This window comes from Psychrobacillus sp. MER TA 171 (genome assembly GCF_023713305.1).
Taxonomy (GTDB): Bacteria; Bacillota; Bacilli; order Bacillales_A; family Planococcaceae; genus Psychrobacillus.
In genome coordinates this window covers 1-21,856 of record NZ_JAMAWN010000022.1, presented here as the reverse complement: position 1 = coordinate 21,856, position 21,856 = coordinate 1, and the positions used below count along the sequence as shown (strand labels likewise).

The window sequence follows — 21,856 nt, the reverse complement described above, 5'->3', positions numbered from 1 at the left end:
TCAATTTTTTTTATCCATAATTCGATTAAAAATTCGATGGTGTATTTTGTTGGACTCTATGCTTTTCATATTTTTAGGTAAATCATAACCAATCCATACTGCTGAAGTATATGTATCGGTTAGGCCAGCTAGCCAGTAATCATAATACTCATTTGTGGTCCCTGTTTTAGCACCGACATAGGAAGAATTGACAGAAATTCCTTTTCCAGTTCCGTTTGTTACTACCTGCGCAAGCAGGCCCCTCATTGTTTGAGCTGTTTTATAAGACCATACTTCTTGGAAATCATCCTCCCAAGCATATAAAACAGTTCCTTCTTTATCTACGACCTTCTGAATTGCACGTGCAGGCTTATAGGTCCCATTGATAAAGCTAGTATAGGCATCTGCCATTTCTAACACAGTGACCCCTTTTGTTAATCCACCTAGCGCAGCAGAATACGTGTGATCTTTTTCCTCTATATTTTCAAACTGAAAAGGAGAGATTCTCGCAAAAGCATTTTCAATGCCGACTGTATCTAATAATCTAACAGCTGGTGTATTGTGACTTAAACGAAATGCCTCTTGAATGGTTACATAATCATATACTGCACCACCATAATTTTGCGGGCAATAAGAGCCTATGCACAGTTTTCCGGCGTTTATAGAGCTATTGGGAGTATACGTAGTTGTTTCAAACAATGGTGCGTATACTAGTAGCGGCTTAAAGGCAGAGCCGGGCTGACGAATTGCCTGATAGGCTCTATGGAAGTCTAGTTTCTTGTAATCCTTCCCACCATAAATACTTACTATCTCCCTTGTATCATTGTTAATAACTACAGAAGCAGCTTGTAGATTCGACTTTTTACTTAATAGACTATTAATATACCGCTCATCATCTTCTTGCTTCAGAGGATCCAGTGCAGTATGCACGGTTATTCCATTGGAAATAACCTCATCAACACGAGTCTTTAGCTCATGTTCAATAAATTGCCTTTGCTGTTCATTTTGAGCATTTGCTATTTTGTCCTTAAAGCCTTCTTTATGAGCAATAAGGCTTTCTAATTCATGTAACACAAACGTGCTATATGCAGGATATAATTGCTTTTTCGTTTTCGTCACTAATTTAATTGGTACTTGTTTTATTTCATTTGCTCGTTCGACAGTAAGTCTACCGTTTTTAACGAGGACATCAATTAGAAGCTCCTGGCGATTTTTTGTTGCTTCAAAATTGGTGAGCGGATTATAAATGGTTGGATTATTTGGTATTGCACTTATAAAAGCTAGTTCTGCCTCACTCAATTGATCGATTGAGCGTCCAAAATAGAATGTGGAGGCTGCTCCTATTCCATATACTTGATTGCTGAAATAAATTTCGTTTAAATAATTTGTAAAAATATCCTCTTTGCTCGTTTGTTTTTCCATTTCATGCGCATATAGTAACTCCGTTAGCTTTCTTTCATACGTTTTCTCAGTAGACAAATAGCGGAGGCGGACAAGCTGTTGAGTAATAGTACTTCCTCCTTGTTCCATTTGCTGGGCAGATGCATTTGCAAAGACAGCCCTAAAAATAGCGGTGAAGTTGAAGCCGATATGCTGATAAAATTCTTCATCTTCACTTTGAAGAAAGAGTTCCTGAGCAAATAAGGGAATCTCTTCTAAAGAAAGAGGCTCTCTCCATTCGATATAATCCTCTGAGAATAGTTTTCCTTTGTTATCTAAGAGCACTACAGGGGAGGTTATGGTAGGATTTGATAGTTGAATGGAACGTTCTAAATCCGAATTAAAGGAGGCTGCAGATAGCACCTCTGTATGGATAAAGGAATATAAAATCCACAGTACGGGAAAACATAACAAGATGACTAAAAATCCTATACCTTGTCGCATCATTTTACACTCCAGTTCTTGTAATCTATTTAAAGAATAGCATATTCCATGCTTATTCTATCGACCAAATAATATGAGGTGTGAAGTGTAAAATTGGGTCTATGTAAAAGAAAAGGTTGATTATTCGTAAATGCACTGCGCAGACACTAACGGATGGTAAGACTGCTTCTTGAAATGGATATTTATGTTAAAATTTATGGGGGAGAATCGTAAAAAACTTTAAAAGGTACAGTTAGAGGAGCCAGTAAAATATGAAGCCATTACAAGGGAAAATTGCTGTTGTTACAGGAGCATCCCGTGGTGCGGGTCGGGGGATTGCTTATCAACTAGGCAGTGCAGGTGCAACAGTATACGTAACAGGGCGTAGTGTAAAGGGGAGTACAACCGATAACCGTCCGGAAACCATTGAGGAAACTGCCGACGGTGTCACTTTAAGAGGGGGTAAAGGTATTGCGATACAATGTGACCATACGCGTAGTAGTGACGTAAGAAAGCTATTTGAGAGAATTGGAAGGGAACAGGGTCGGATTGATATTTTAGTTAATAGTGTATTTGGCGGATCCGAAAGCTCGCTACCATCAGGGGATGGACGGCATTTTTGGGAACGCCCATTGGAACATTGGGATGCTATGATGGTTGCTGGGCCACAAGCCTATTTACTAACTACTCGATACGCTGTGCCTTTAATGACAAAGCACCAAAAAGGATTAATTGTAAATCTCACATTTTTTATAAAAGACCAAATCTCTAGTAATTTATATTACGACTTAGCTATGAATGCTATTAATCGAATGACACGAGGAATGGCAAAGGAATTACAAGAATACAATGTTTCAGCCATTGCTGTTTGCCCAGGTTGGATGAGGACGGAAAGAGTGATAGATTCAGGTTTTGGACCCAAGGATGGAGCTAAAGAAACAACAGCATATGTAGGTCGTGCTGTTTTGGCTCTAGCAACAGACACCACAGTATCTAAGTTTTCTGGAGAAACGCTAATGGTGGCAGAACTAGCAAAAAAATATGGATTTACTGATGTCGATGGAACTCAACCTTTGCCGTTTGAAGGATAATCAGGATCACTATATAAAACAAAAAGGCTTCCGACCATTTAGCGTCGAAAGCCTTACACTTATTGTGTATTAGCGTGTAGTTCTTCCTCATGAAGCACTTCTTCAAAGTCTTGGACGGGTTTCTTACCGGCGAAATAGAGTATGAAGAAAGCTATCAGGAATAGGGCACCCGTAACAAAGAAAACAGAGGATATACCGATAAACCCACTAATAAATCCACCAAACATCGGACCTATAATATTACCTAAGAAGCGGAAGCTTGTGTTGTAGCCCATAAGCTCTCCTTGAACTTCGATTGGTGCTTCTCGTCGAATCAAGGCAGTAGTCACTGGTATTAGACCACCTGAAGCAATCCCAAATAGGAAGCGTAGAGCCATCAGTTGCCACAGCTCGGTAACAAAGGCTTGCGGAACGATGAACACAAAAGCAATAAGTAGTAGCATAGATAGAACCTTTTCATAGCCTATCGAGTCTCCAAGCTTGCCCCATGTTCTGGCGAAAAGAAGACTACCTACACCAGTAGCACTAAAGGTTATGCCCGCTAAAAGAGCAACTTCACTGGAGTCAGTTAAATGGGAGACATATAGGGAGAGAAGAGGCTGAATACTAAAAAGTCCAATTTGTATTAAAGACGTAATCATTAGGACATTAAGTATTAGACGATGATGAAAAATACCAGAAACGACCGTCTTTCTAGAATATTCATGCTCATCCTTCGCTTTAACCCGACGTTGTTCTCTAATCCCTATAATAACTAGGAGTGCAGCTATAGATACTGCTGTAGCTGTAATAATAAATGTGTATTGAAAACCAAACGTATCAGCCATAAACCCGCCTATGACAGGCCCGAATAATGTACCAGATACGCTACCCATTTGTAACGTGCCCATGGTCTTGCCTGCAACATCCCTTGCTGTCTGAGAGCTGATAAATGCCAGTGAAGTTGGAATAAAACCAGTTACAACACCCATAAACAATCGAAGAACAAAGAATGCTTCTACCGAATTTATGAATCCCATTAAAAGTACGCTGAGCGCAATTCCGAATCCATTTATGATTAAAATTGGCTTATAACCATATTTGTCAGCTATTCTCCCCCATATAGGAGACATAATAAGTGCAGAAACAAAGGTAGCTCCAAATACTAGACCAGACCATTTTTGCACGTAGGCATCTGTAAAATCACCCATCGTATTAATATATAGGGAAAGGAAAGGCATGATCATCGTCATGGTGCTAGATACTAAGAAAATGGAGAACCACATAATAATAAAGTTACGTTTTTGTACGCTCATTGAAAATCCCTTCTTTCTTTTGACACGTACTCTTATTTAGATTATAAAACATTTCGAGTGACTAAGGAAGTTGAATGTTAAAAGTTTGTCACTGAAAAGTGTGTTTAATTATGATAAACTGTTTTGGGGTGATTATGTTGAAAAAATTAATTATTTTATGTTTATTTACTATGCTCTTCGTTTCAGCTTGTGGAAGTGATTCAGCTGAGACTGAAAAAGACAATAAAAAAGAAACAACAAAAGAAGAATCTGCTGTTACTACTGATACCCAACAAGAGGGCGAATTAATCACATATCCGCAACTTTCAACAGAAGTGGCGGAAAATGAAGCTTTAGTCCAAATGAACACTTCTTTAGGAGCAATTAAAATTAAATTGTTTCCAGAAGAAGCACCGAAAACGGTGGAAAACTTTTTAACTAAAGCAGAAGAAGGCTACTATGAGGGTGTTATCTTCCATCGGGTCATTGAAGACTTTATGATTCAAGGTGGAGACCCTACTGGAACTGGAGCAGGTGGAGAGAGTATTTATGGTGAGTCATTTGAGGATGAATTCACGATGAACCTATTCAACTTTAATGGTGCATTATCTATGGCTAACACAGGACAGCCAAATACAAACGGCAGCCAATTTTTTATCGTACAAGCTTCACCACAAAATGGTATAACAGCTGAACAGCTTATTAAAGGTGGGTGGCCTGAGGAAGTAGCGAAGGCTTATGAAGAAAAAGGTGGAACACCAAATTTAGATCAAAAGCATACAGTCTTCGGGCAAGTTATTGAGGGCATGGATGTAGTAAATGAAATAGCTAAAGTGGAAACTGGTGAAAATGATAAGCCGGTAGAGGATATCCTTATTCAGTCCATAGAGGTTATTCAAAAATAAAGTAGGGAAGTGTTTGCTTTGTTAAACTTTCTTTCATTAGGCTTTTTGTATTTATACTTTCCAGAAGATAAAACAGAGTATATACCAGTAGTCTTAGAATTTATCATGGTATTTATCCTTTGTGTATTATTATTCCGATGGTTTAAAAAGAAATCTGCAAAAGATGCAGCAAAAGCGAAGGAAATCGAAGATCGTGTATTACAGGCAAGAAAAGAAGAAGCGGAGAAAAACGTGCATTCTGAGTAACGTCTTATTATAGCGAGTGAGTGGGCGATTAATCGTTTACTTACTCGCTATTTTTATAATCCCACGAAAATTTACGACAATCGAGCCATAGATTACTGTAATCCCTCTGAGGCGAGCTCGTCCTAAAAGAGATTTACGACAATGGGTCAGTAGTTTACAACAATCAAGCAATTCTTTACGACAATCAAGCCGAAATTTACGACAATCCCTTATCGTCTCACCAATCCTAGAAAGATTTACGACAATGGGTCAACAGTTTGCAACAATCAGGCAATACTTTACGACAATCAGCCCAAAGTTTACGACAATCCCTTGTCGTCTCACCAATCCTAGAAAGATTTATGACAATGGGTCAACAGTTTACAACAATCAAGCAATACTTTACGACAATCAAGCCAATATTTACGACAATCCCTTATCGTCTCACCGATCCTAGAAAAATTTACGACAATGGGCAAGTAGTTTACGACAATCGACTTAAAAGTTACTACAATCCTATATGAGTTTACGACAATCAAACTCTAAGAGCTTTAAAAAGTCTATACCATATAAAAAGAGCCCCTATGATCGTAAAAGTACTCACATAGGAACTCATATAGAATCGTTTTATATTTTCGTTCACAGCTCCCATCTACATATTGGGGAAGCTATCATATTTTTTCACTGAATCTCTGCTAGTTATTATACAAAATCACTCTTTTGGATGAATGAGTACCAGTATTTTGCCGTTTTCTACATCAGAAGAGTAGCGTTCCGCTTCATCATCTGTCACTCCAATTTCCATGAGTGCATGCTTTAATCCGCCAGCAGAAGAGTTAGCTCCAACTACTGCTCCTCCTATAGTTGTCATAATTGGCCCTGCAGCCAACACAGCACCGAACCCAGGTATCAATACAGTCGATAGCCCTACTAGTACGCCAGCTAAACCAATGGCACCTCCTGTTACAGCACCTGCAATAGCTCCATCCTTAGTAGAAGGTTTTACTTCTTGTGTCACTTCAGAATCCCTGTTTGAATTTCTAGCAATAACTGAAATTTCCTCAGTAGTATATCCTTTCTCTTTTAAACCTTCAACTACTTCTTTCACTTGCTGCTCACTTTCATATACTCCAATAACATTATTTTTCATAAATAATTACCTCCTGTTATGTCGCATCTATTCTCTTTACCCTTTCTATTGTTTTTCAAGACATATTTATTAGTTGGTAATAAGTGGAGCATTACGTAACGGTCATTTCGATTCTCTAGGTTTAGTTACTTATGTCATATAAAAAAAGCTGATTATGACGTTAATCACAATCAGCTTGTACAAAGGTTCTTCAATGGAACTTTGATTTTCTCATTTATTTCGATAATGCTAGTTTGAATCTAGCCACTCCGTCTTCGACTGTTGCTCGTGGACACGCCACGTTCATACGAAGGAAGCCATCTCCGCCTTCTCCATACTTCGTGCCAGGCTCTAAAGCGAGTCTCCCTTTTGTTAATAAAAGGTCCATCATATCTTTCTCGTTCAAGCCAGTTCCTCGATAATCAATCCACATTAAATAGGTGCCCTCAGGCATAGAAACCTTCACACCTTCAATTGCGGATAAATGTTCCACTACGTATTTCATGTTGCCTTCTACAACTTCTAAAAGACCTTCTAGCCATTGTTCTCCGTGTTCGTACGCAGCCTGCATAGCTGTAAGTGAGAACACGTTCAATCCCATCTCACCACGTCTAGTTGCACCATTCTCTAAAACTTTTCGTAATTTTTCATTTGGTACAATCGTTGCTGCACCTTGAATACCAGCAAGATTGAACGTTTTAGTTGGAGCAAAGAAAGTGATAATATTATCTGTTTCCTCAGCTGCTACGAGAAGAGGTACATGCTTATTTGGCTTAAAAACAAGGTCTGAATGTATTTCATCTGAAAGGATCAATACATCATGCTGCTTGCACAAGGCTGCCATTTTAGTTAAATCCTCTCTACCCCAAACCTTCCCGCCAGGATTATGAGGATTACAAAGAATAAATATCTTGATGTCTTGCTTTAAGCATTCCTCAAAGGCTGTCCAATCTATTTCGAAAGAATTACCGTTTTCTATAAGGCGACAGGTAACGACTTCTCGCTCTAAATTATTTGGTATTCCTTTAAACGGTGGATAGATTGGTGTATGGACGAGTATTTTATCTCCTTTATGGGAAAATGCATCAACTGCCTCAGCCATTCCAGGTATTACACCATGACGAAGAAGAATCCATTCATTCTGTATTTCTAGTTGGTGTTTAGTAGATACCCAGGTAGATAATGCATCTTTTACTGCTTCTGGTGCGATAGAATAACCAAAAACTGGATGTTCCAAACGCTTATGTATAGCTTCCTGTATAACTGGCGCAAGGCCGAAATCCATGTCTGCTACCCACATTGGTAGTACATCTGTGTCATCCTCAATTGCATATACCTGTTTTAACATATCCCATTTTGCGGAAAAAGTGTTACGACGATTGAAAATAGTTGAAAAATCTGACAAAGTAAATTCCCCTTTCAATTTTAACTTATTGTGTTATTATAACCCTAACTAATAAAAGTAGTAAGGTGAAAAAATAATGGATACAATACAGATGAATAGAAAAGCAGTTTGGATACTACAGGAATGGGATCCTTTCCAATTTGGTATCGATGCATACGAAACGGAGATTGCTGATGTAGTTACTGCTCTTCACGATATCGATCACCCATCAGAGCTTGCTAGAAAAATACAAGAAATCTATGAACATTCCTTTGAACAGTGGATTCCACTTGAAAAGTGTGTCGAAATTTCTTATAAGCTTATTGCAATAAAATATGAAATGAAATGCATTATTTAACGAGCTATTACACTCTTTCAAATATAGGTTAACAAAAGAAAAAGCTTTCGATTCATTGAATCGAAAGCTTTTTTCTAATACCATTCTTATACTTCTTGAAGGCCATCCATCAAATTGGAGGCAGGAACTTCTAAAGCATTAGATAGCTTTAATATAGTTTGTGTTGATGGGACTTCACTACCTGATTCGTACGCTTCCAATTTTCCAGCGCCGATTCTTGTTTTTAAGGAAAGTGTTTCTAAAGAAATATTGCGTTCTTCTCTTAGTTGTCGCAATTGCTCATGTAATTCTTTTTTCATGACTCCATCCACCTCTTTAAAAATTCTTCACATCTTACATCATATTATAGCATAATTTTTTTGAGAACTAGTTTCAAACAATTGTCAGAAAAAGTACAATTTTTGATTACTTAATAATACGTCTATTTTAAAACATTCCAAACGCCTTGTACAAATACGATTAAGATGGCAATTGGAGCTGCATATCTTACAATGATTCTCCATGCATTTAATAAAAAGCCTTTGGAGTCAAGTTCATTCGAAATATCTGCTTTGGTAAAGTTGTAACCGGCAAAAATGGAGATGAAAAGTGCTCCTAAAGGTAAACCAACGCTACTAGTAAAGAAGTCCGCAAAATCAAATATAGATAAGTCTAAGATTTTGATATCCTGTAGTACACCAAAAGAAAGCGCACTAGGAATTCCAACTAGGAAAATTAAGAAACCAAAAATCCAAGCAGCTCGTTTTCTTCGATCGTATTTTGACTTGATGCCGATGGAAACAACGATTTCTAACATGCTGATGGATGATGTTAGAGTAGCAAAAAGTAATAGTATAAAGAATATGATTAAGAAAAACTGTCCAAAAATAATTTGTTCGAATACTGCAGGTAAAATGATGAAAACTAATCCCGGTCCTGCATCTGGAGAGAATCCTAATGCAAACACTGCAGGGAAAATAACTAGACCGGCCATAATCGAAATACCAATATTCAGCACGGAAACACTTAAAGCAGAACTGCCTAGCTTCGTTTCCTTCGGAAGGTAAGATGCGTAAGTAATCATTCCAGAAACACCGACGCTTAATGAAAAGAATGCCTGTCCCAGTGCGAGCAGTGCTGTTTCCCAAGTAAAGTAAGACCAATCGGGAATCAGTAAAAACTTAACACCTTCTATCGCTCCATCCAGAGTTAACGAACGTATAGCTAGTACGACAAAGAAAATGAGTAATAAGGGCATCATCCACTTACTAGCTTTTTCGATTCCACCTTTAATCCCACCTTGAACGATCCAGATAGTTAAAAAGATAAAAGCTCCCTGGCCAATTAATACTTCCCATGGATTTGAGATAACTGTATTAAATAAGTTCTCATAAAAATTATCTGTGCTTCCGTTTAGGCTAAGTGTAATAGAACGGATTATATAAGATAAAATCCAACCGCCGACTACACTGTAAAACGACAGTATGATAAACGAAAAGAAGAAGCCAGACCAGCCAATTAAAAACCATGGCTTGTTAGGAGCCAGTTTTTTAAAACCCGTTACTGCGTCCGCCTGTCCCTTTCTTCCTATGATAAATTCAGCTAGTAAAATTGGTAACCCTATTAGAAGAGTACACAGGATAAAAAGCAAAACAAAGACGCCTCCGCCGTTCGTTCCTGCCATATATGGAAATTTCCATATCGCACCTAAACCAATAGCACTTCCGGCCGCAGCCAATATGAAGCCGATTTTTGACCCGAAACGATCTCGAGTTTTCATATGTATTCCTCCTTCGGTACTTTAACGCTTTAAAGTGATAGTATACTATTTTGCCTCTAAAAAATAAATGGTAACTTATATTAAACGGAAACTCGGTACGATATACAAGCTATTTAAAAATTAAAAGATAAGTGTAACAATTAAAGAGGATCTTACGTTACACCTATAGCAAAAGAGAGAGCGAGGGGGAGCAATGGTTGAGAACGATTTGATCGAACGTGCACAGCAGGGCGATCAACTAGCATATGGGGAGCTCATTCGCTTACATCACCGAACCGTAGAAAAATTTGCTTTTCAATGTGGTGTGCGCGTGCAAGACATCCCTGATGTCACACAGGAAGTGTTTGTAAAGCTTTACCGTTTCCTACACCAATTCCAAAAAGAACGATTTACTACTTGGTTATATAAAATCACATTAAATGCAACGAGAGACTATTATCGTAAGGAAACAAAGGAAGTACAAAAAGAAGCAAAGCTACAAGGCAGTTCATATGAAAGTTACATAATGAAGTCAGCAGAAGAAAAGGTCTTAGTATTTGAAGAAGACCGAGAGCTTCATGAAGCGATACAGCATTTAGATGTAAAATACCGACATCCTATTATCCTTTTCTATTTCCATGATATGTCTTATGGACAAATAGCAGAAGTACTTAATGTCCCCATGTCTACTGTTAAGATTCGGTTGATGAGAGGAAAGGGTCACTTAAAAAATGCTCTACAAATAAGTGGAGGTGAAAACCATGGACGATAAAAAATTGGAAGATCGACTAGCTCTTTTAAAATCATCCTACGATCGGCTTCCTTCAACGATCGATACAGACGATATATTAAAAAAAATAGATAAAGACAAATCATATGAACCGACTCAGGTTAAACGAAATAAAATAAACTGGCAACGATTTGCTGTATGGGGTATTAGCGCTGCAGCAATACTTGTCTTCGGAATAATAGGAGCAAGCTTTCAGGAAGAAAACACACCTACTAATGCCAATCAGTTAGCAGATATTGATGGAGAGGGTAACGTTCCATTAGCAGATGCCTCTATAGAATTCATTGAAAGATTAAAAAACAATTACGAAAAAGAACGAGAAAAACGTAGAGAGATGTTACATCTTACGGAAGAAGAATTTTCAAAGATTCCATTTGTTCGAAGTGCGGATTCAACCTATAAACTATATACAACAGAAACTGGCTTATCATTATTTAATAAAGTCTCTTCCTTATCTAATGAAAATTCACTAAATTTAATATATGATGACTTAATCCGATCTCTCTATCTTCCATCGGAAATGATTCAGGAAATAAAAGATAAGGGCGTAATGTTATCTGAGGAAGAGACTGCTGGTTTTTTTAATGTTTATTCTAGTAGGCTAAAAGAATTGAGAACATATTTTGGGGAAAAGGGTCATATTTCAGAGAAGCAATTGGAAGCGCTGAAGCGGGAAAATCTTTACCCAGGTTCTTTATTAAATTTCCAATATAAAATGAAGGAAGAGCAGTTAGCTGATTTAAAAAATTTATTAGCACCCTCATTTATCGGATACAATTACATTTTTGAAAAAGAACCTTTTACTTATGCAGGGGAATTGACCTACAGCTTGGAGGACTCGGTAGCTACTTTAATGTACCTTGACGAATTTCTTCCAAGTAGTTCCGATTTATATACCGATAAGAATTTATTGAAATTGTACTATACCGAAATATTTTATGCAGTAGTAAAGGGGACTAGCGATAGCCCCGTGTTTGATAAGGGCGTTGTTAAAAAAGAATATCAAGATATTTGGAGCGATATCGTTAATGAATCTAATAGCTCTAATATCATACAGTTTTTATTAAATCCAATCGTGAATGAATTTGAAAGCAATGGTTGGACACAATCAGAAAGCTGGGATGACTTAGATCCTGGAGATATCGATGACGCTCTTCATTTAGAAGGTAATGGTGATTTGGAGCAGTTTGTTGAATAGGAGTGAGAAGTGCATTTAATACGAGCTCTTCAGATCGGTGTATCAGAACAGCTAAAAAGTGCTTTCTAGAATGATAAGGATTTAAATTTCCTTGGACATAGTTGTTAGATGTCCTTTCCATAGCGTTTCCGTGATTTTTGGTCATATACTTTCTGATATGTTATAATTTAACATGACAATATCGTATATAAGAAAGTAGGACGGCATATGACAAAAACATTTAAGGTAGGAGATTTGGTTACTGGTAAAGTGACAGGTATTCAACCATACGGTGCGTTCGTAAGTCTAGATGAACAAACACAAGGTCTAGTACACATATCAGAGATAACATATGGCTATGTTAAGGAAGTAGGAGAATTCTTGACGGTAGGGCAAGAAGTAGAGGTCAAAATTTTAGACATAGATGGGGAAGCAGGTAAAATTAGTCTTTCCATCCGAGAGCTTCAAGAAAAGCCTACTACTCCAAAACGAGATGACAAGCCACGTAAAAGCCTACAGGCACGTGTAGATGAGCATGATGAAGAAGGCTTTAATACACTGAAGGAAAAATTAGCAGGATGGATTCAACAATCCATTCGATAAAAGAAAAAGGTGAAGAAGGGCTAACCCCTTCTTCACCTTTTTAGTGTTTTTAAATTTATTCTTTGATTTAAGCATTTTTAATCTTTCGTAATCTGTATTGCAAATTTTGTCTGCTCATTCCAAGCGCTTCAGCTGCTTTGGTAATATTATTATTATATTTTTCTAATGCTTTTTGTAAATAATAGGTTTCAGCCTGTCTAAGGTATTCGTCTAGTGGAAGTAAATCTTTTTCTGCTGAAACAACGAAGTCTTCGGCATTTTTCATTGTTTCATTTAATCCTTGTATTTTTAACTTGAAATGCAAAGGTAACATATTAAAGCTCAGGGTGCTTTCTGTAGTTACCATAGAAGTTATTTCATCTAGTAGGAGCTCTAACTCTTTTAGATTGCCGGGCCAGTCGTAACTTTTAAAGACTTTTATGACTTGAGGATCAATCTCCTCTAAAGTCGAGGCATAGCGACTTAAATGACGTTGGAAGTAATCATGTACGAATGGCATTATATCCTCTGGTCGATCACGTAGCGGTGGAATATTGATAGTGATGGAAGTAAAGTAATAGTAAAGCTCTTTTGCCAGCTGGTTATTAGAAATCATTTCAATCGGATCTTCTCCAATACTAGCTATAAATAAGTTTTGGTTAGATCCATTTTCTTTTAATACGTCCATCAACTTTTTTTGTAAATCGATGGATAATAAGTCTATTCTTTCACAAAATATAGTGCAGTTACGGAGGCTTTTAATTTCCTTTTCAAATTTACTAATAATTTGATCGTCCGCACTATAGCAATAAAGTGTTATAAATTGCTCGTTTGGCGGAGAAAGCTCATGATGAATTCCTTCCGCAATTAAATCCTTACCTGTCCCTGCTTCCCCAATTAATAGGATAGGCATGCGGACATTAGCAGCTTTAATAGAACGCTCTTTTACATTCTTCATAAGTTGGGACTCGGCAGTTATTGTAGAAAGAGTAATGGACTCATTATATCTTTTTAAGGGCTGAAACAATAGTTTTTCTAGAGCGGTAATATCTCTTGAGAACTCGATTGCTCCTATTAATGTACCATCTTCAAAGACAGGATATGTGTCATTTATTGTGGTGATTTCTTGGCCGTTCCTGCTCCAGTAAGTTTGTTTCGCTCTTAGGACGGGCTTTTCACTATGAAGAACTTTTAGCAGTGTGCTTTCGTGCTGTTCGAACTGGAATAGTTCTAAAATGGAACGATCTTCAATGTCCATCGAGTTTAAGCCTTCTATTTCTTTCATTTTTTCATTATATATAATGGTTTTCCCCATTAAATCTATAGCATGAATGCCTACAGCAACCCGCTCTGTAGCAAACTTATAAAATGGAAGCAGCTTACTGAAAATACTATCCAAACCTATCACCTCAAAAAAAATTTTAACATTTTAGTTAATTTTACTTGAAAAACGCAACAATCTTTTGCATTATTATAAGGGAAGAAGTATTATTAGTGCAAATTTTTTTTGCACTAAAACTTAGAGGAGGATTTACATGTTACCATACAAACACGAACCTTTTACTGATTTTTCTAAAGAAGAAAATAAAAAAGCTATTAAAGAAGGATATAAAATTGTTGATGCTTATTTAGGTCAAGACTTTCCATTAATCGTTGGTGGAGAAAGAATTACTACTGAAAGTAAAATCGTATCTTATAATCCAGCTAAAAAAGAACAAGTAATTGGTAAAGTATCAAAAGCTTCTCAAGAAATTGCAGAAAAAGCACTTAAAATCGCTGATGAAACATTTAATACATGGAAAAAAGTGAAACCGGAAGTACGTGCAGATGTATTATTCAAGGCAGCTGCTATCATTCGTCGCCGTAAATTTGAATTCTCTGCTTTATTATCAAGAGAAGCAGGGAAAACTTGGGTTGAAGCAGACGTAGAGGTTGCGGAAGGAATTGACTTTTTAGAATATTACGGTCGTCAAATGTTACGCCTTAAAGACGGTCAGCCGGTAGAAAGCCGTCCAGGCGAATATAACCGTTACGATTATATTCCATTAGGAGTATCTGTTGTTATCTCTCCATGGAACTTCCCATTTGCTATCATGGCAGGAACTACTGTAGCAGCTATGGTTGCTGGTAACACTGTGTTACTAAAACCTGCATCTACAACTCCTGTTGTTGCATATAAATTTGTAGAAGTACTAGAAGAAGCGGGAATGCCAGCTGGCGTTGTTAACTTCATTCCTGGCTCTGGTGCGGAAATTGGTGACTTCTTAGTTGAACATCCACGCACTCGCTTAATCAGCTTCACAGGCTCTCGTGACGTTGGTTTAGGAATCGTAGAAAAATCAGCTAAATTAGCTGAAAAACAAATTTGGATTAAACGTACTATTCTTGAGATGGGCGGTAAAGATACAATTGTCGTAGACAAAGAAGCAGATTTAGAATTAGCTGCTCAATCTATCGTAAGATCTGCGTTTGGATTTAGTGGACAAAAATGTTCAGCTGGTTCACGTGCTGTCATCGTAGAAGATGTGTATGATCAAGTGCTTGCTCGCGTTAAAGAATTGACTGAGGAATTATCGGTTGGTGTTCCAGACGAAGACGAGCATTATGTAGGTCCAGTAATTGATGGCTCGGCTTTCAAGAAAATCATGGGTTATATGCCAGTTGGCAATGAAGAAGGTCGTTTAATCACTGGTGGAGAAGGCGATGATTCTAAAGGATTCTTCATTAAACCAACAGTGTTTGCTGATCTATCTCCAACAGCTCGTATTATGCAAGAAGAAATCTTCGGACCAATTCTTGGTGTTTGTAAAGCAAAAGATTTCGACGAAGCAATTGAAATTGCTAACAATACGGAATACGGCTTAACTGGTGCTGTTATTACAAATAACCGCATGAACTTAGAAAAAGCACGTGAAGATTTCCATGTAGGTAACTTATACTTTAACCGTGGATGTACTGGTGCAATTGTTGGATACCAACCATTTGGTGGATTCAATATGTCGGGTACAGATTCAAAAGCTGGCGGACCAGATTATATTCAACTTCATATGCAAGCTAAAACAACATCTGAAATGCTTTAATATTTTGTACTTAATAATGAATTGGCTGGTAGTTTTATTTTGTCCAGCCTCTTCATTTAATAGGGGGAAAACAAATGTCAGTATCAAGTAAATTGATTGAACAAACAGATAAGTTTGGTGCAAATAACTATAATCCACTTCCAATCGTCATTTCTGAGGCTGAAGGTGTTTGGGTAAAAGATCCAGAGGGTACAAAGTATATGGATATGCTTTCTGCATATTCAGCTGTAAACCAAGGACACCGTCATCCAAAAATCATTCAAGCGTTAAAAGACCAAGCAGATCGTGTTACTTTAACTTCTCGCGCATTCCATAACGACCAGTTGGGTCCATGGTATGAAAAAGTAAGTCAGTTAACGAACAAAGAAATGGTTCTACCGATGAATACTGGAGCTGAAGCTGTGGAAACAGCATTTAAAGCAGCTCGTAGATGGGCTTATGATGTTAAAGGTGTTGCTGAAGATCAAGCTGAGATTATTGCTTGTAACGGTAACTTCCATGGAAGAACGATGGGTGCTGTTTCTTTATCTTCAGACCCAGAATACAAAAGAGGATTTGGCCCAATGCTTCCGGGTATTAACTTAATTCCTTACGGTGATTTGGAAGCGCTTAAGCAGGCAATTACTCCAAACACAGCTGCATTCCTAATTGAACCGATTCAAGGGGAAGCTGGAATCATTATTCCCCCAGAAGGATTTATGAAAGCTGCACTTGAATTATGTCGTGAAAATAACGTGTTATTTATTGCAGATGAAATTCAAGCGGGATTATGTCGTACGGGTAAAATGTTTGCTTGCGAATGGGAAGACATGGAACCAGATATGTATATTTTAGGTAAGGCATTAGGAGGGGGAGTATTCCCAATCTCTTGTATCGTAGCTAACCGTGATGTTCTAGAAGTGTTTAATCCAGGTTCACATGGATCTACTTTTGGTGGGAATCCTATGGCTTGCGCAGTTTCACTTGCAGCACTTGATGTTTTAATAGATGAAAAGCTAGCTGATCGTTCGTTAGAGCTAGGAAATTATTTTATGGATGCTCTAAAAGAGATTAAACATCCTTCTATTAAAGAGATTCGTGGTCGTGGTTTATTCATAGGAATGGAATTGACAGAAGCAGCAAGACCGTACTGTGAAGAACTAAAAGAGCTTGGTTTACTATGCAAAGAAACGCATGATACAGTAATCCGTTTTGCTCCACCTTTAGTAATTTCAAAAGAAGAACTTGACTGGGCAATTGAGAAAATTAAAAAAGTATTTACTATTTAATAATTGTATCCCACATCGGAAATGAATTGTGTTACAATTATTTCCGATGAAATCATTATGAATTAAAGAGGCGAAATAATAAATGGCTGAAAATCTAAACCTGTTCACATCAACGCAGGCTGTCATTAAAGAGGCTTTGCAAAAATTAGGCTACGACGAGGCAATGTATGATTTGTTAAAAGAACCACTTCGTATGTTAGAGGTAAGAATTCCAGTAAGAATGGATGATAATACTGTTAAAGTATTTACTGGTTACCGTTCACAGCATAACGATGCGGTTGGACCAACAAAGGGTGGAGTCCGTTTTCACCCAGGCGTAACACCTGAAGAAATGAAAGCACTTTCTATGTGGATGACTTTAAAAGCTGGAATCGTTGATCTTCCATACGGTGGAGGTAAAGGTGGAGTAGCTTGTGATCCACGTGAAATGTCAATGGGAGAAATTGAACGTCTAAGCCGCGGCTATGTACGTGCAATTAGCCAAATTGTTGGACCAACAAAAGATATACCTGCTCCAGACGTTTTTACAAATGCGCAAATTATGGCATGGATGATGGATGAATATAGTCGCATGGACCAATTTAACTCTCCAGGATTTATTACTGGTAAACCTTTAGTTCTTGGTGGCTCTCAAGGTCGTGACCGTGCAACAGCACAAGGTGTTACAATTATTATTAATGAAGCAGCTAAGAAACGCGGCATTGATATGATGGGTGCTAGAGTGGTTATTCAAGGTTTCGGAAACGCAGGAAGCTTCCTTGCTAAGTTCTTGAGCGATCAAGGTGCAAAAGTAATTGGTATTTCTGATGCTTACGGTGCTTTACATGACCCTAATGGCTTAGATATAGATTATTTATTAGATCGTCGTGATAGCTTTGGAACAGTAACAACTTTATTTGAAAACACTATTTCTAATGAAGAGTTATTAGAATTAGATTGTGATATTTTAGTGCCAGCTGCTATTGAAAACCAAATTACTTCTGATAACGCGCATAATATTAAAGCGAATATAGTTGTAGAAGCAGCAAATGGTCCAACAACATCTGAAGCTACTAGAATTTTGTATGAACGTGGAATTCTACTAGTTCCTGACGTATTAGCTAGTGCCGGTGGAGTTACTGTATCTTACTTTGAGTGGGTACAAAATAACCAAGGTTACTACTGGACAGAGGACGAAGTTAACGATAAGCTAGTGAAAAAAATGGTGGATGCATTTGAAAATATCTACGAAGTAGCTTCTACTCGTAATATAGATATGCGTTTAGCAGCATATATGGTTGGTGTACGTAGAACTGCAGAAGCATCACGCTTCCGTGGTTGGGTATAATCGATAGGTTGAACCGCTTGTATTTTGCAAGCGGTTTTTTATATGATTAGACTGTAAAGAAAGGGGATTAAGAATATGAATGCATTTTCTTTTTATAATCCGGTTAAATTAGTTTTTGGAAAAGGACAATTATCGAAACTTCCAACGGAGCTTTCTGTGTTTGGAAAAAAAGTTCTTGTAGTGTACGGTGGCGGAAGTATTAAAAGAAATGGCTTATACGATGAGGTAATGAGCCATTTAAACGAGGCAGGCATGGAAGTCTTCGAATTAGCTGGAGTTGAGCCTAATCCAAGACTGTCTACTGCAAAACGAGGAGCCGACCTTTGTAAGGCTGAAGGAATTGAAGTGGTACTAGCAGTAGGGGGCGGTTCTGTAATAGACTGTACTAAACTTATTGTAGCTGCGGCTAAGTATGATGGGGATCCATGGGATCTAGTTACTCGTAAAGCAATTCCAAAGGAAGCACTTCCTTTTGGTACAGTTTTAACTTTAGCTGCAACTGGCTCTGAAATGAATTCCGGTTCTGTTATTACAAATGAAGACACGTTAGAAAAATACGGTTGGGGAAGTCCATTAGTTTTTCCTAAGTTTTCAATATTAGACCCTGTTAACACGTTTACAGTTCCATTAGATCAAACGGTTTACGGAGTTGTAGATATGATGTCGCATATGTTCGAGCAATATTATAACAATGCAACTAATACCCCTGTTCAAGATGAAATGATAGAGGGGACTCTACGTACTGTTATCGATGTGGCTCCTAAGCTTGTGAACGACTTAGAAAACTACGAGCTAAGAGAAACTATACTGTTTGCAGGAACACTAGGTTTAAACGGATTCTTGCAAATGGGTTATAACGGGGATTGGGCAAGCCATAACATAGAGCACGCTGTATCAGCTGTTTATGATATTCCTCATGCGGGGGGATTGGCAATCATTTTCCCAAGATGGATGCGTCATAACCTACATGTAAATCCTGAACGCTTTGCTAAGCTGGCTGTTAAAGTATTTCAAGTAGATCCTTCAGGAAAAACAACGGAAGAAATAGGGCTAGAAGGAATTGAAAAATTATCAGCTTTCTGGGCTTCATTAGGTGCACCGAAAAATCTGTCAGATTATAATATAGATGATTCTAATATTGATTTAATGGTAGAAAAAGCAATGGTACGTGGCGAGTATGGTAATTTTAATAAGTTAAATGCCGACGATACTAAAGCAATTTTAACAGCTTGCCTCTAACTAATAGAAGAAAGTCGTTTTTAAAGGCTTGATTCACTCATTAAAGTAGAAAGATATATAGAAACAAAAAGACATCCAATCGAATTGGATGTCTTTTTTAATCTCATTTATTTTTATCATTTGTCTTTAAAACAGTTTTAGTATCTTTATGATGCTTCCATGTTCTAACTCCATCATCTTCATCAAAGGAGATAGTAACGTCAGCTACGCCTTGTTGACTTAGGATAAGATTCTTTAGGACATCATGGATATCATCAACTGTTGCAAAGGAAAGTGAGGCATCTACTTCAGCAATTAATGTTACATGTAGATATTCTCCTTCTTTAATAACTTCTAACTGTTGTATGTCTTTCACTTCTTTTACATCTGAAATGACATGTGCTATATGCACTAACATCTGTTCATCGGTTTCTCCAAGAGCTCCTCTTGCATTATCAAGGAAAACTTTACCTACAACATAGAACATCATTAAACCAATTAGGATAGAGGCAATACCCTCAGCTTGTAGAAAACCTGTAAAGTGTGAAATTAATACAGCTACAAATGCAAGGATGCCACCTGAAGTAGCAACTAAATCCTCCATGAACACTAGCTTTGTAGCAGGTTTTGCTCTATTTAAGTGTGTAAAGCTTGTAGTGAGGGGGGCAAGGAAAGTTCCTTTAATACCAACTTCATGTAAAATTTCTTTTCCTGCCTTATATAAGACAACAAACTCTAATATTATTGCAATAGCAAGGACAGATAACGTAATTGCTAGCCCACCGGATGCTACTGGGTGCTGTATATGATGCCATCCTTCTTTTATCGTTTCATACGACAAGATTCCTACTAATATAACTGCTCCCAAGCAAACGAGGTTTACCAATCTACCAAAACCATTTGGGAATTTTGGTGTTGGCGCTTTTTTAGAAAGAGCAGAGCCTATAAAGACGAAAAATTGATTGGCTGCATCTCCGATTGAGTGCATCATCTCTGCGAACATTGCTACGTTCCCTGTTAAGAAAAATGCTCCGCCTTTTAAAGCTGCGATAATTGTATTAACAACTGCTGCGATTAAAGATGGTTTATTACCACCCTTTAGTAAAGTGAAAAATTGTCCCATAGATAGTTGCTCCTTTTTTAAATTGATTCTAATTCCAAAGTTTCCACGAATTCCAATTCTGCAATAGAATGATAAAACTCTACCGTGTTTTTCTTAGTTAGAATAGATAATCGGATATGAATTTCATGTTTTATCTCATCATTCTCTAATTTAATATCTTTTATCCGAATACTATCGATATAAAAGCCACAGTCTTTTAAGTAATAGTACATTTTAGATATGCTTTCTTGTTTTAATACAATAACCTTTAATGATAATTCTCTGGATCGTAAGCGCTTCGGACCGACTTTTGATAGAAGAGGAGGGATTACTTCTATACCTATTAGTACGATAACAACGGTAAGGGCAGCTTCCAGATAAAAACCGGCACCTACGGCTATACCTATTCCGCCGGCTCCCCAAATCATTGCTGCTGTAGTAAGTCCACTTATACTGTCGTTGCCCTTGCGTAGAATGACACCTGCTCCGAGAAAGCCGATACCGCTTACTATTTGTGCGGCCAATCGTAAAGGATCCATAGTTATATTTACTCCATCATGACCATGATGCGCTTTGTAAGCTGACTCTATTGATATGTATGTTAGTAAACAACTAAAGGTTGCAATGACGATGCTTGTTTTAAGGCCAATTGGTTTCTTTTTTAATTCTCTTTCAATCCCAATAACTAAACTTAGGGTTGCCGCAAAACCTAATTTTATTAATATTTCACCATATCCGTTTAGATAGGGAATCCAATCCACCGTGGTGCCTCCTTTCATATAGATAGTTAAGAATATGTGGAAATTTTAATCTTATACTTACATACCCAGTTTTCTAATTAATATCACTTGAAGAAATAATTTAGTTTTGTAAGGAAACGACTTATAAAAAGGTGGGAGGGAGTGTTTATATAGGTTGGAACCCATAAAAAGCAAGGTTTACCCCTAGATAAACTGGTGTATTATGTGCAAACAAAGGATAAGGATCAAATTTTTAAAGAAAAACCTATAAAATTTAATAAAAGGTATTGCTTTTTGTTTTTAATCGTTGTATATTAATACATGTCCTTTAGAACATGTGAGTAACGACTTAAAAGAAATTAAAAAAAGTTGTTGACAACTTAACTGAAGCGAGATATACTAATAAAGTCGTCAAAAACAAAACGACGCAATGAACATTGAAAACTGAACATGCAAAACGTTAAGACATACAGCATCAACAAGCTTCGGCTTGATTGAAGCAAAACAATTTTTGACATCATTTAATGATGATGCCAGCAAAACAAAATGAGCTTTTTAAGTTCTCTATTATGGAGAGTTTGATCCTGGCTCAGGACGAACGCTGGCGGCGTGCCTAATACATGCAA

21 protein-coding genes and 1 rRNA gene are annotated in these 21,856 nt (G+C 37.4%); 13 read left to right on the top strand and 9 right to left on the bottom strand.

The annotated features are described in order from the left end of the window. Nucleotides 1-1,863 (bottom strand): transglycosylase domain-containing protein, encoded by a 1,863-nt coding sequence (locus tag M3627_RS16365; RefSeq protein WP_251556605.1) that lies wholly within the window; start codon nt 1,861-1,863, stop codon nt 1-3. A 251-nt stretch (nt 1,864-2,114) separates the two neighbouring features. On the opposite strand from M3627_RS16365, the gene M3627_RS16360 reads away from it, so the two are divergent. After that, on the top strand, nt 2,115-2,933 hold the full coding sequence (locus M3627_RS16360) for an SDR family NAD(P)-dependent oxidoreductase (RefSeq protein WP_251556604.1): 819 nt from the start codon (nt 2,115-2,117) through the stop codon (nt 2,931-2,933). Between the two features lie 59 nt (nt 2,934-2,992). On the opposite strand, the gene M3627_RS16355 is transcribed toward M3627_RS16360, so the two are convergent. Beyond that, nucleotides 2,993-4,228 (bottom strand): MFS transporter, encoded by a 1,236-nt coding sequence (locus tag M3627_RS16355; protein WP_169359670.1) that lies wholly within the window; start codon nt 4,226-4,228, stop codon nt 2,993-2,995. A 134-nt stretch (nt 4,229-4,362) separates the two neighbouring features. On the opposite strand from M3627_RS16355, the gene M3627_RS16350 reads away from it, so the two are divergent. From M3627_RS16350 to M3627_RS16340, 3 genes are all read left to right on the top strand, one after another. Further along, the gene (locus M3627_RS16350) at nt 4,363-5,112 is read left to right on the top strand and encodes a peptidylprolyl isomerase (RefSeq protein WP_251556603.1); all 750 of its coding nucleotides are present in this window, start codon (nt 4,363-4,365) and stop codon (nt 5,110-5,112) included. A gap of 18 nt (nt 5,113-5,130) precedes the next feature. Further along, nucleotides 5,131-5,358: a hypothetical protein gene (locus tag M3627_RS16345; protein ID WP_240949709.1), complete on the top strand. Its 228-nt coding sequence runs from the start codon at nt 5,131-5,133 to the stop codon at nt 5,356-5,358. Nucleotides 5,359-5,615: 257 nt separating this feature from the next. Further along, nucleotides 5,616-5,861 (top strand): hypothetical protein, encoded by a 246-nt coding sequence (locus tag M3627_RS16340; protein ID WP_251556602.1) that lies wholly within the window; start codon nt 5,616-5,618, stop codon nt 5,859-5,861. Between the two features lie 188 nt (nt 5,862-6,049). On the opposite strand, the gene M3627_RS16335 is transcribed toward M3627_RS16340, so the two are convergent. Further along, entirely contained in the window at nt 6,050-6,487 is a 438-nt protein-coding gene (locus M3627_RS16335; protein WP_251556601.1) for a general stress protein, read from the bottom strand. Nucleotides 6,488-6,701: 214 nt separating this feature from the next. Further along, nucleotides 6,702-7,871, bottom strand: a complete 1,170-nt coding sequence (locus M3627_RS16330; protein ID WP_169359673.1) for a MalY/PatB family protein — start codon at nt 7,869-7,871, stop codon at nt 6,702-6,704. 76 nt (nt 7,872-7,947) lie between these two features. Here M3627_RS16330 and M3627_RS16325 point away from each other — a divergent pair, with 76 nt between their 5' ends. Beyond that, a complete protein-coding gene (locus M3627_RS16325) occupies nt 7,948-8,208 on the top strand; it encodes a DUF1871 family protein (protein ID WP_169359674.1) in 261 nt (86 codons plus the stop codon). A gap of 86 nt (nt 8,209-8,294) precedes the next feature. Here the strand turns inward: M3627_RS16325 and M3627_RS16320 are convergent, their stop codons facing one another. Together M3627_RS16320 and M3627_RS16315 are read right to left on the bottom strand one after the other, a co-directional pair. Beyond that, nucleotides 8,295-8,507: a helix-turn-helix domain-containing protein gene (locus tag M3627_RS16320; RefSeq protein ID WP_169359675.1), complete on the bottom strand. Its 213-nt coding sequence runs from the start codon at nt 8,505-8,507 to the stop codon at nt 8,295-8,297. Nucleotides 8,508-8,629: 122 nt separating this feature from the next. Continuing rightward, nucleotides 8,630-9,967 carry a sodium-dependent transporter gene (locus M3627_RS16315; RefSeq protein ID WP_251556600.1) on the bottom strand — a complete coding sequence of 446 codons (1,338 nt, stop codon included), beginning with the start codon at nt 9,965-9,967 and terminating at the stop codon, nt 8,630-8,632. Nucleotides 9,968-10,160: 193 nt separating this feature from the next. Between M3627_RS16315 and M3627_RS16310 the strand changes: the two genes are divergently transcribed. From M3627_RS16310 to yugI, 3 genes are all read left to right on the top strand, one after another. Continuing rightward, complete coding sequence (locus M3627_RS16310; RefSeq protein ID WP_251556599.1) at nt 10,161-10,718, top strand: RNA polymerase sigma factor; 558 nt, start codon at nt 10,161-10,163, stop codon at nt 10,716-10,718. Further along, complete coding sequence (locus M3627_RS16305; RefSeq protein ID WP_251556597.1) at nt 10,708-11,934, top strand: hypothetical protein; 1,227 nt, start codon at nt 10,708-10,710, stop codon at nt 11,932-11,934. The genes M3627_RS16310 and M3627_RS16305 overlap by 11 nt, the downstream gene beginning before the upstream one ends. Before the next feature lie 207 nt (nt 11,935-12,141). Continuing rightward, on the top strand, nt 12,142-12,516 hold the full coding sequence (gene yugI, locus M3627_RS16300) for a S1 domain-containing post-transcriptional regulator GSP13 (RefSeq protein ID WP_251556595.1): 375 nt from the start codon (nt 12,142-12,144) through the stop codon (nt 12,514-12,516). A 67-nt stretch (nt 12,517-12,583) separates the two neighbouring features. Here the strand turns inward: yugI and M3627_RS16295 are convergent, their stop codons facing one another. Then, nucleotides 12,584-13,894 (bottom strand): sigma 54-interacting transcriptional regulator, encoded by a 1,311-nt coding sequence (locus M3627_RS16295; protein ID WP_240949710.1) that lies wholly within the window; start codon nt 13,892-13,894, stop codon nt 12,584-12,586. A gap of 136 nt (nt 13,895-14,030) precedes the next feature. Between M3627_RS16295 and pruA the strand changes: the two genes are divergently transcribed. From pruA to M3627_RS16275, 4 genes are all read left to right on the top strand, one after another. Next, nucleotides 14,031-15,575 (top strand): L-glutamate gamma-semialdehyde dehydrogenase, encoded by a 1,545-nt coding sequence (gene pruA, locus M3627_RS16290; RefSeq protein WP_169359680.1) that lies wholly within the window; start codon nt 14,031-14,033, stop codon nt 15,573-15,575. 74 nt (nt 15,576-15,649) lie between these two features. After that, nucleotides 15,650-16,843, top strand: a complete 1,194-nt coding sequence (locus M3627_RS16285) for an ornithine--oxo-acid transaminase (RefSeq protein ID WP_169359681.1) — start codon at nt 15,650-15,652, stop codon at nt 16,841-16,843. 82 nt (nt 16,844-16,925) lie between these two features. Further along, nucleotides 16,926-18,170: a Glu/Leu/Phe/Val family dehydrogenase gene (locus M3627_RS16280; protein WP_169359682.1), complete on the top strand. Its 1,245-nt coding sequence runs from the start codon at nt 16,926-16,928 to the stop codon at nt 18,168-18,170. 75 nt (nt 18,171-18,245) lie between these two features. Then, nucleotides 18,246-19,409, top strand: a complete 1,164-nt coding sequence (locus M3627_RS16275; protein WP_251556593.1) for an iron-containing alcohol dehydrogenase — start codon at nt 18,246-18,248, stop codon at nt 19,407-19,409. Between the two features lie 103 nt (nt 19,410-19,512). On the opposite strand, the gene M3627_RS16270 is transcribed toward M3627_RS16275, so the two are convergent. Both M3627_RS16270 and M3627_RS16265 read right to left on the bottom strand, forming a co-directional pair. After that, nucleotides 19,513-20,511: a cation diffusion facilitator family transporter gene (locus tag M3627_RS16270; protein WP_251556592.1), complete on the bottom strand. Its 999-nt coding sequence runs from the start codon at nt 20,509-20,511 to the stop codon at nt 19,513-19,515. A 17-nt stretch (nt 20,512-20,528) separates the two neighbouring features. Continuing rightward, on the bottom strand, nt 20,529-21,251 hold the full coding sequence (locus M3627_RS16265) for an MgtC/SapB family protein (protein ID WP_251556591.1): 723 nt from the start codon (nt 21,249-21,251) through the stop codon (nt 20,529-20,531). Between the two features lie 545 nt (nt 21,252-21,796). Here M3627_RS16265 and M3627_RS16260 point away from each other — a divergent pair. After that, nucleotides 21,797-21,856: ribosomal RNA gene (locus tag M3627_RS16260) — 16S ribosomal RNA — on the top strand; the annotation flags it as partial.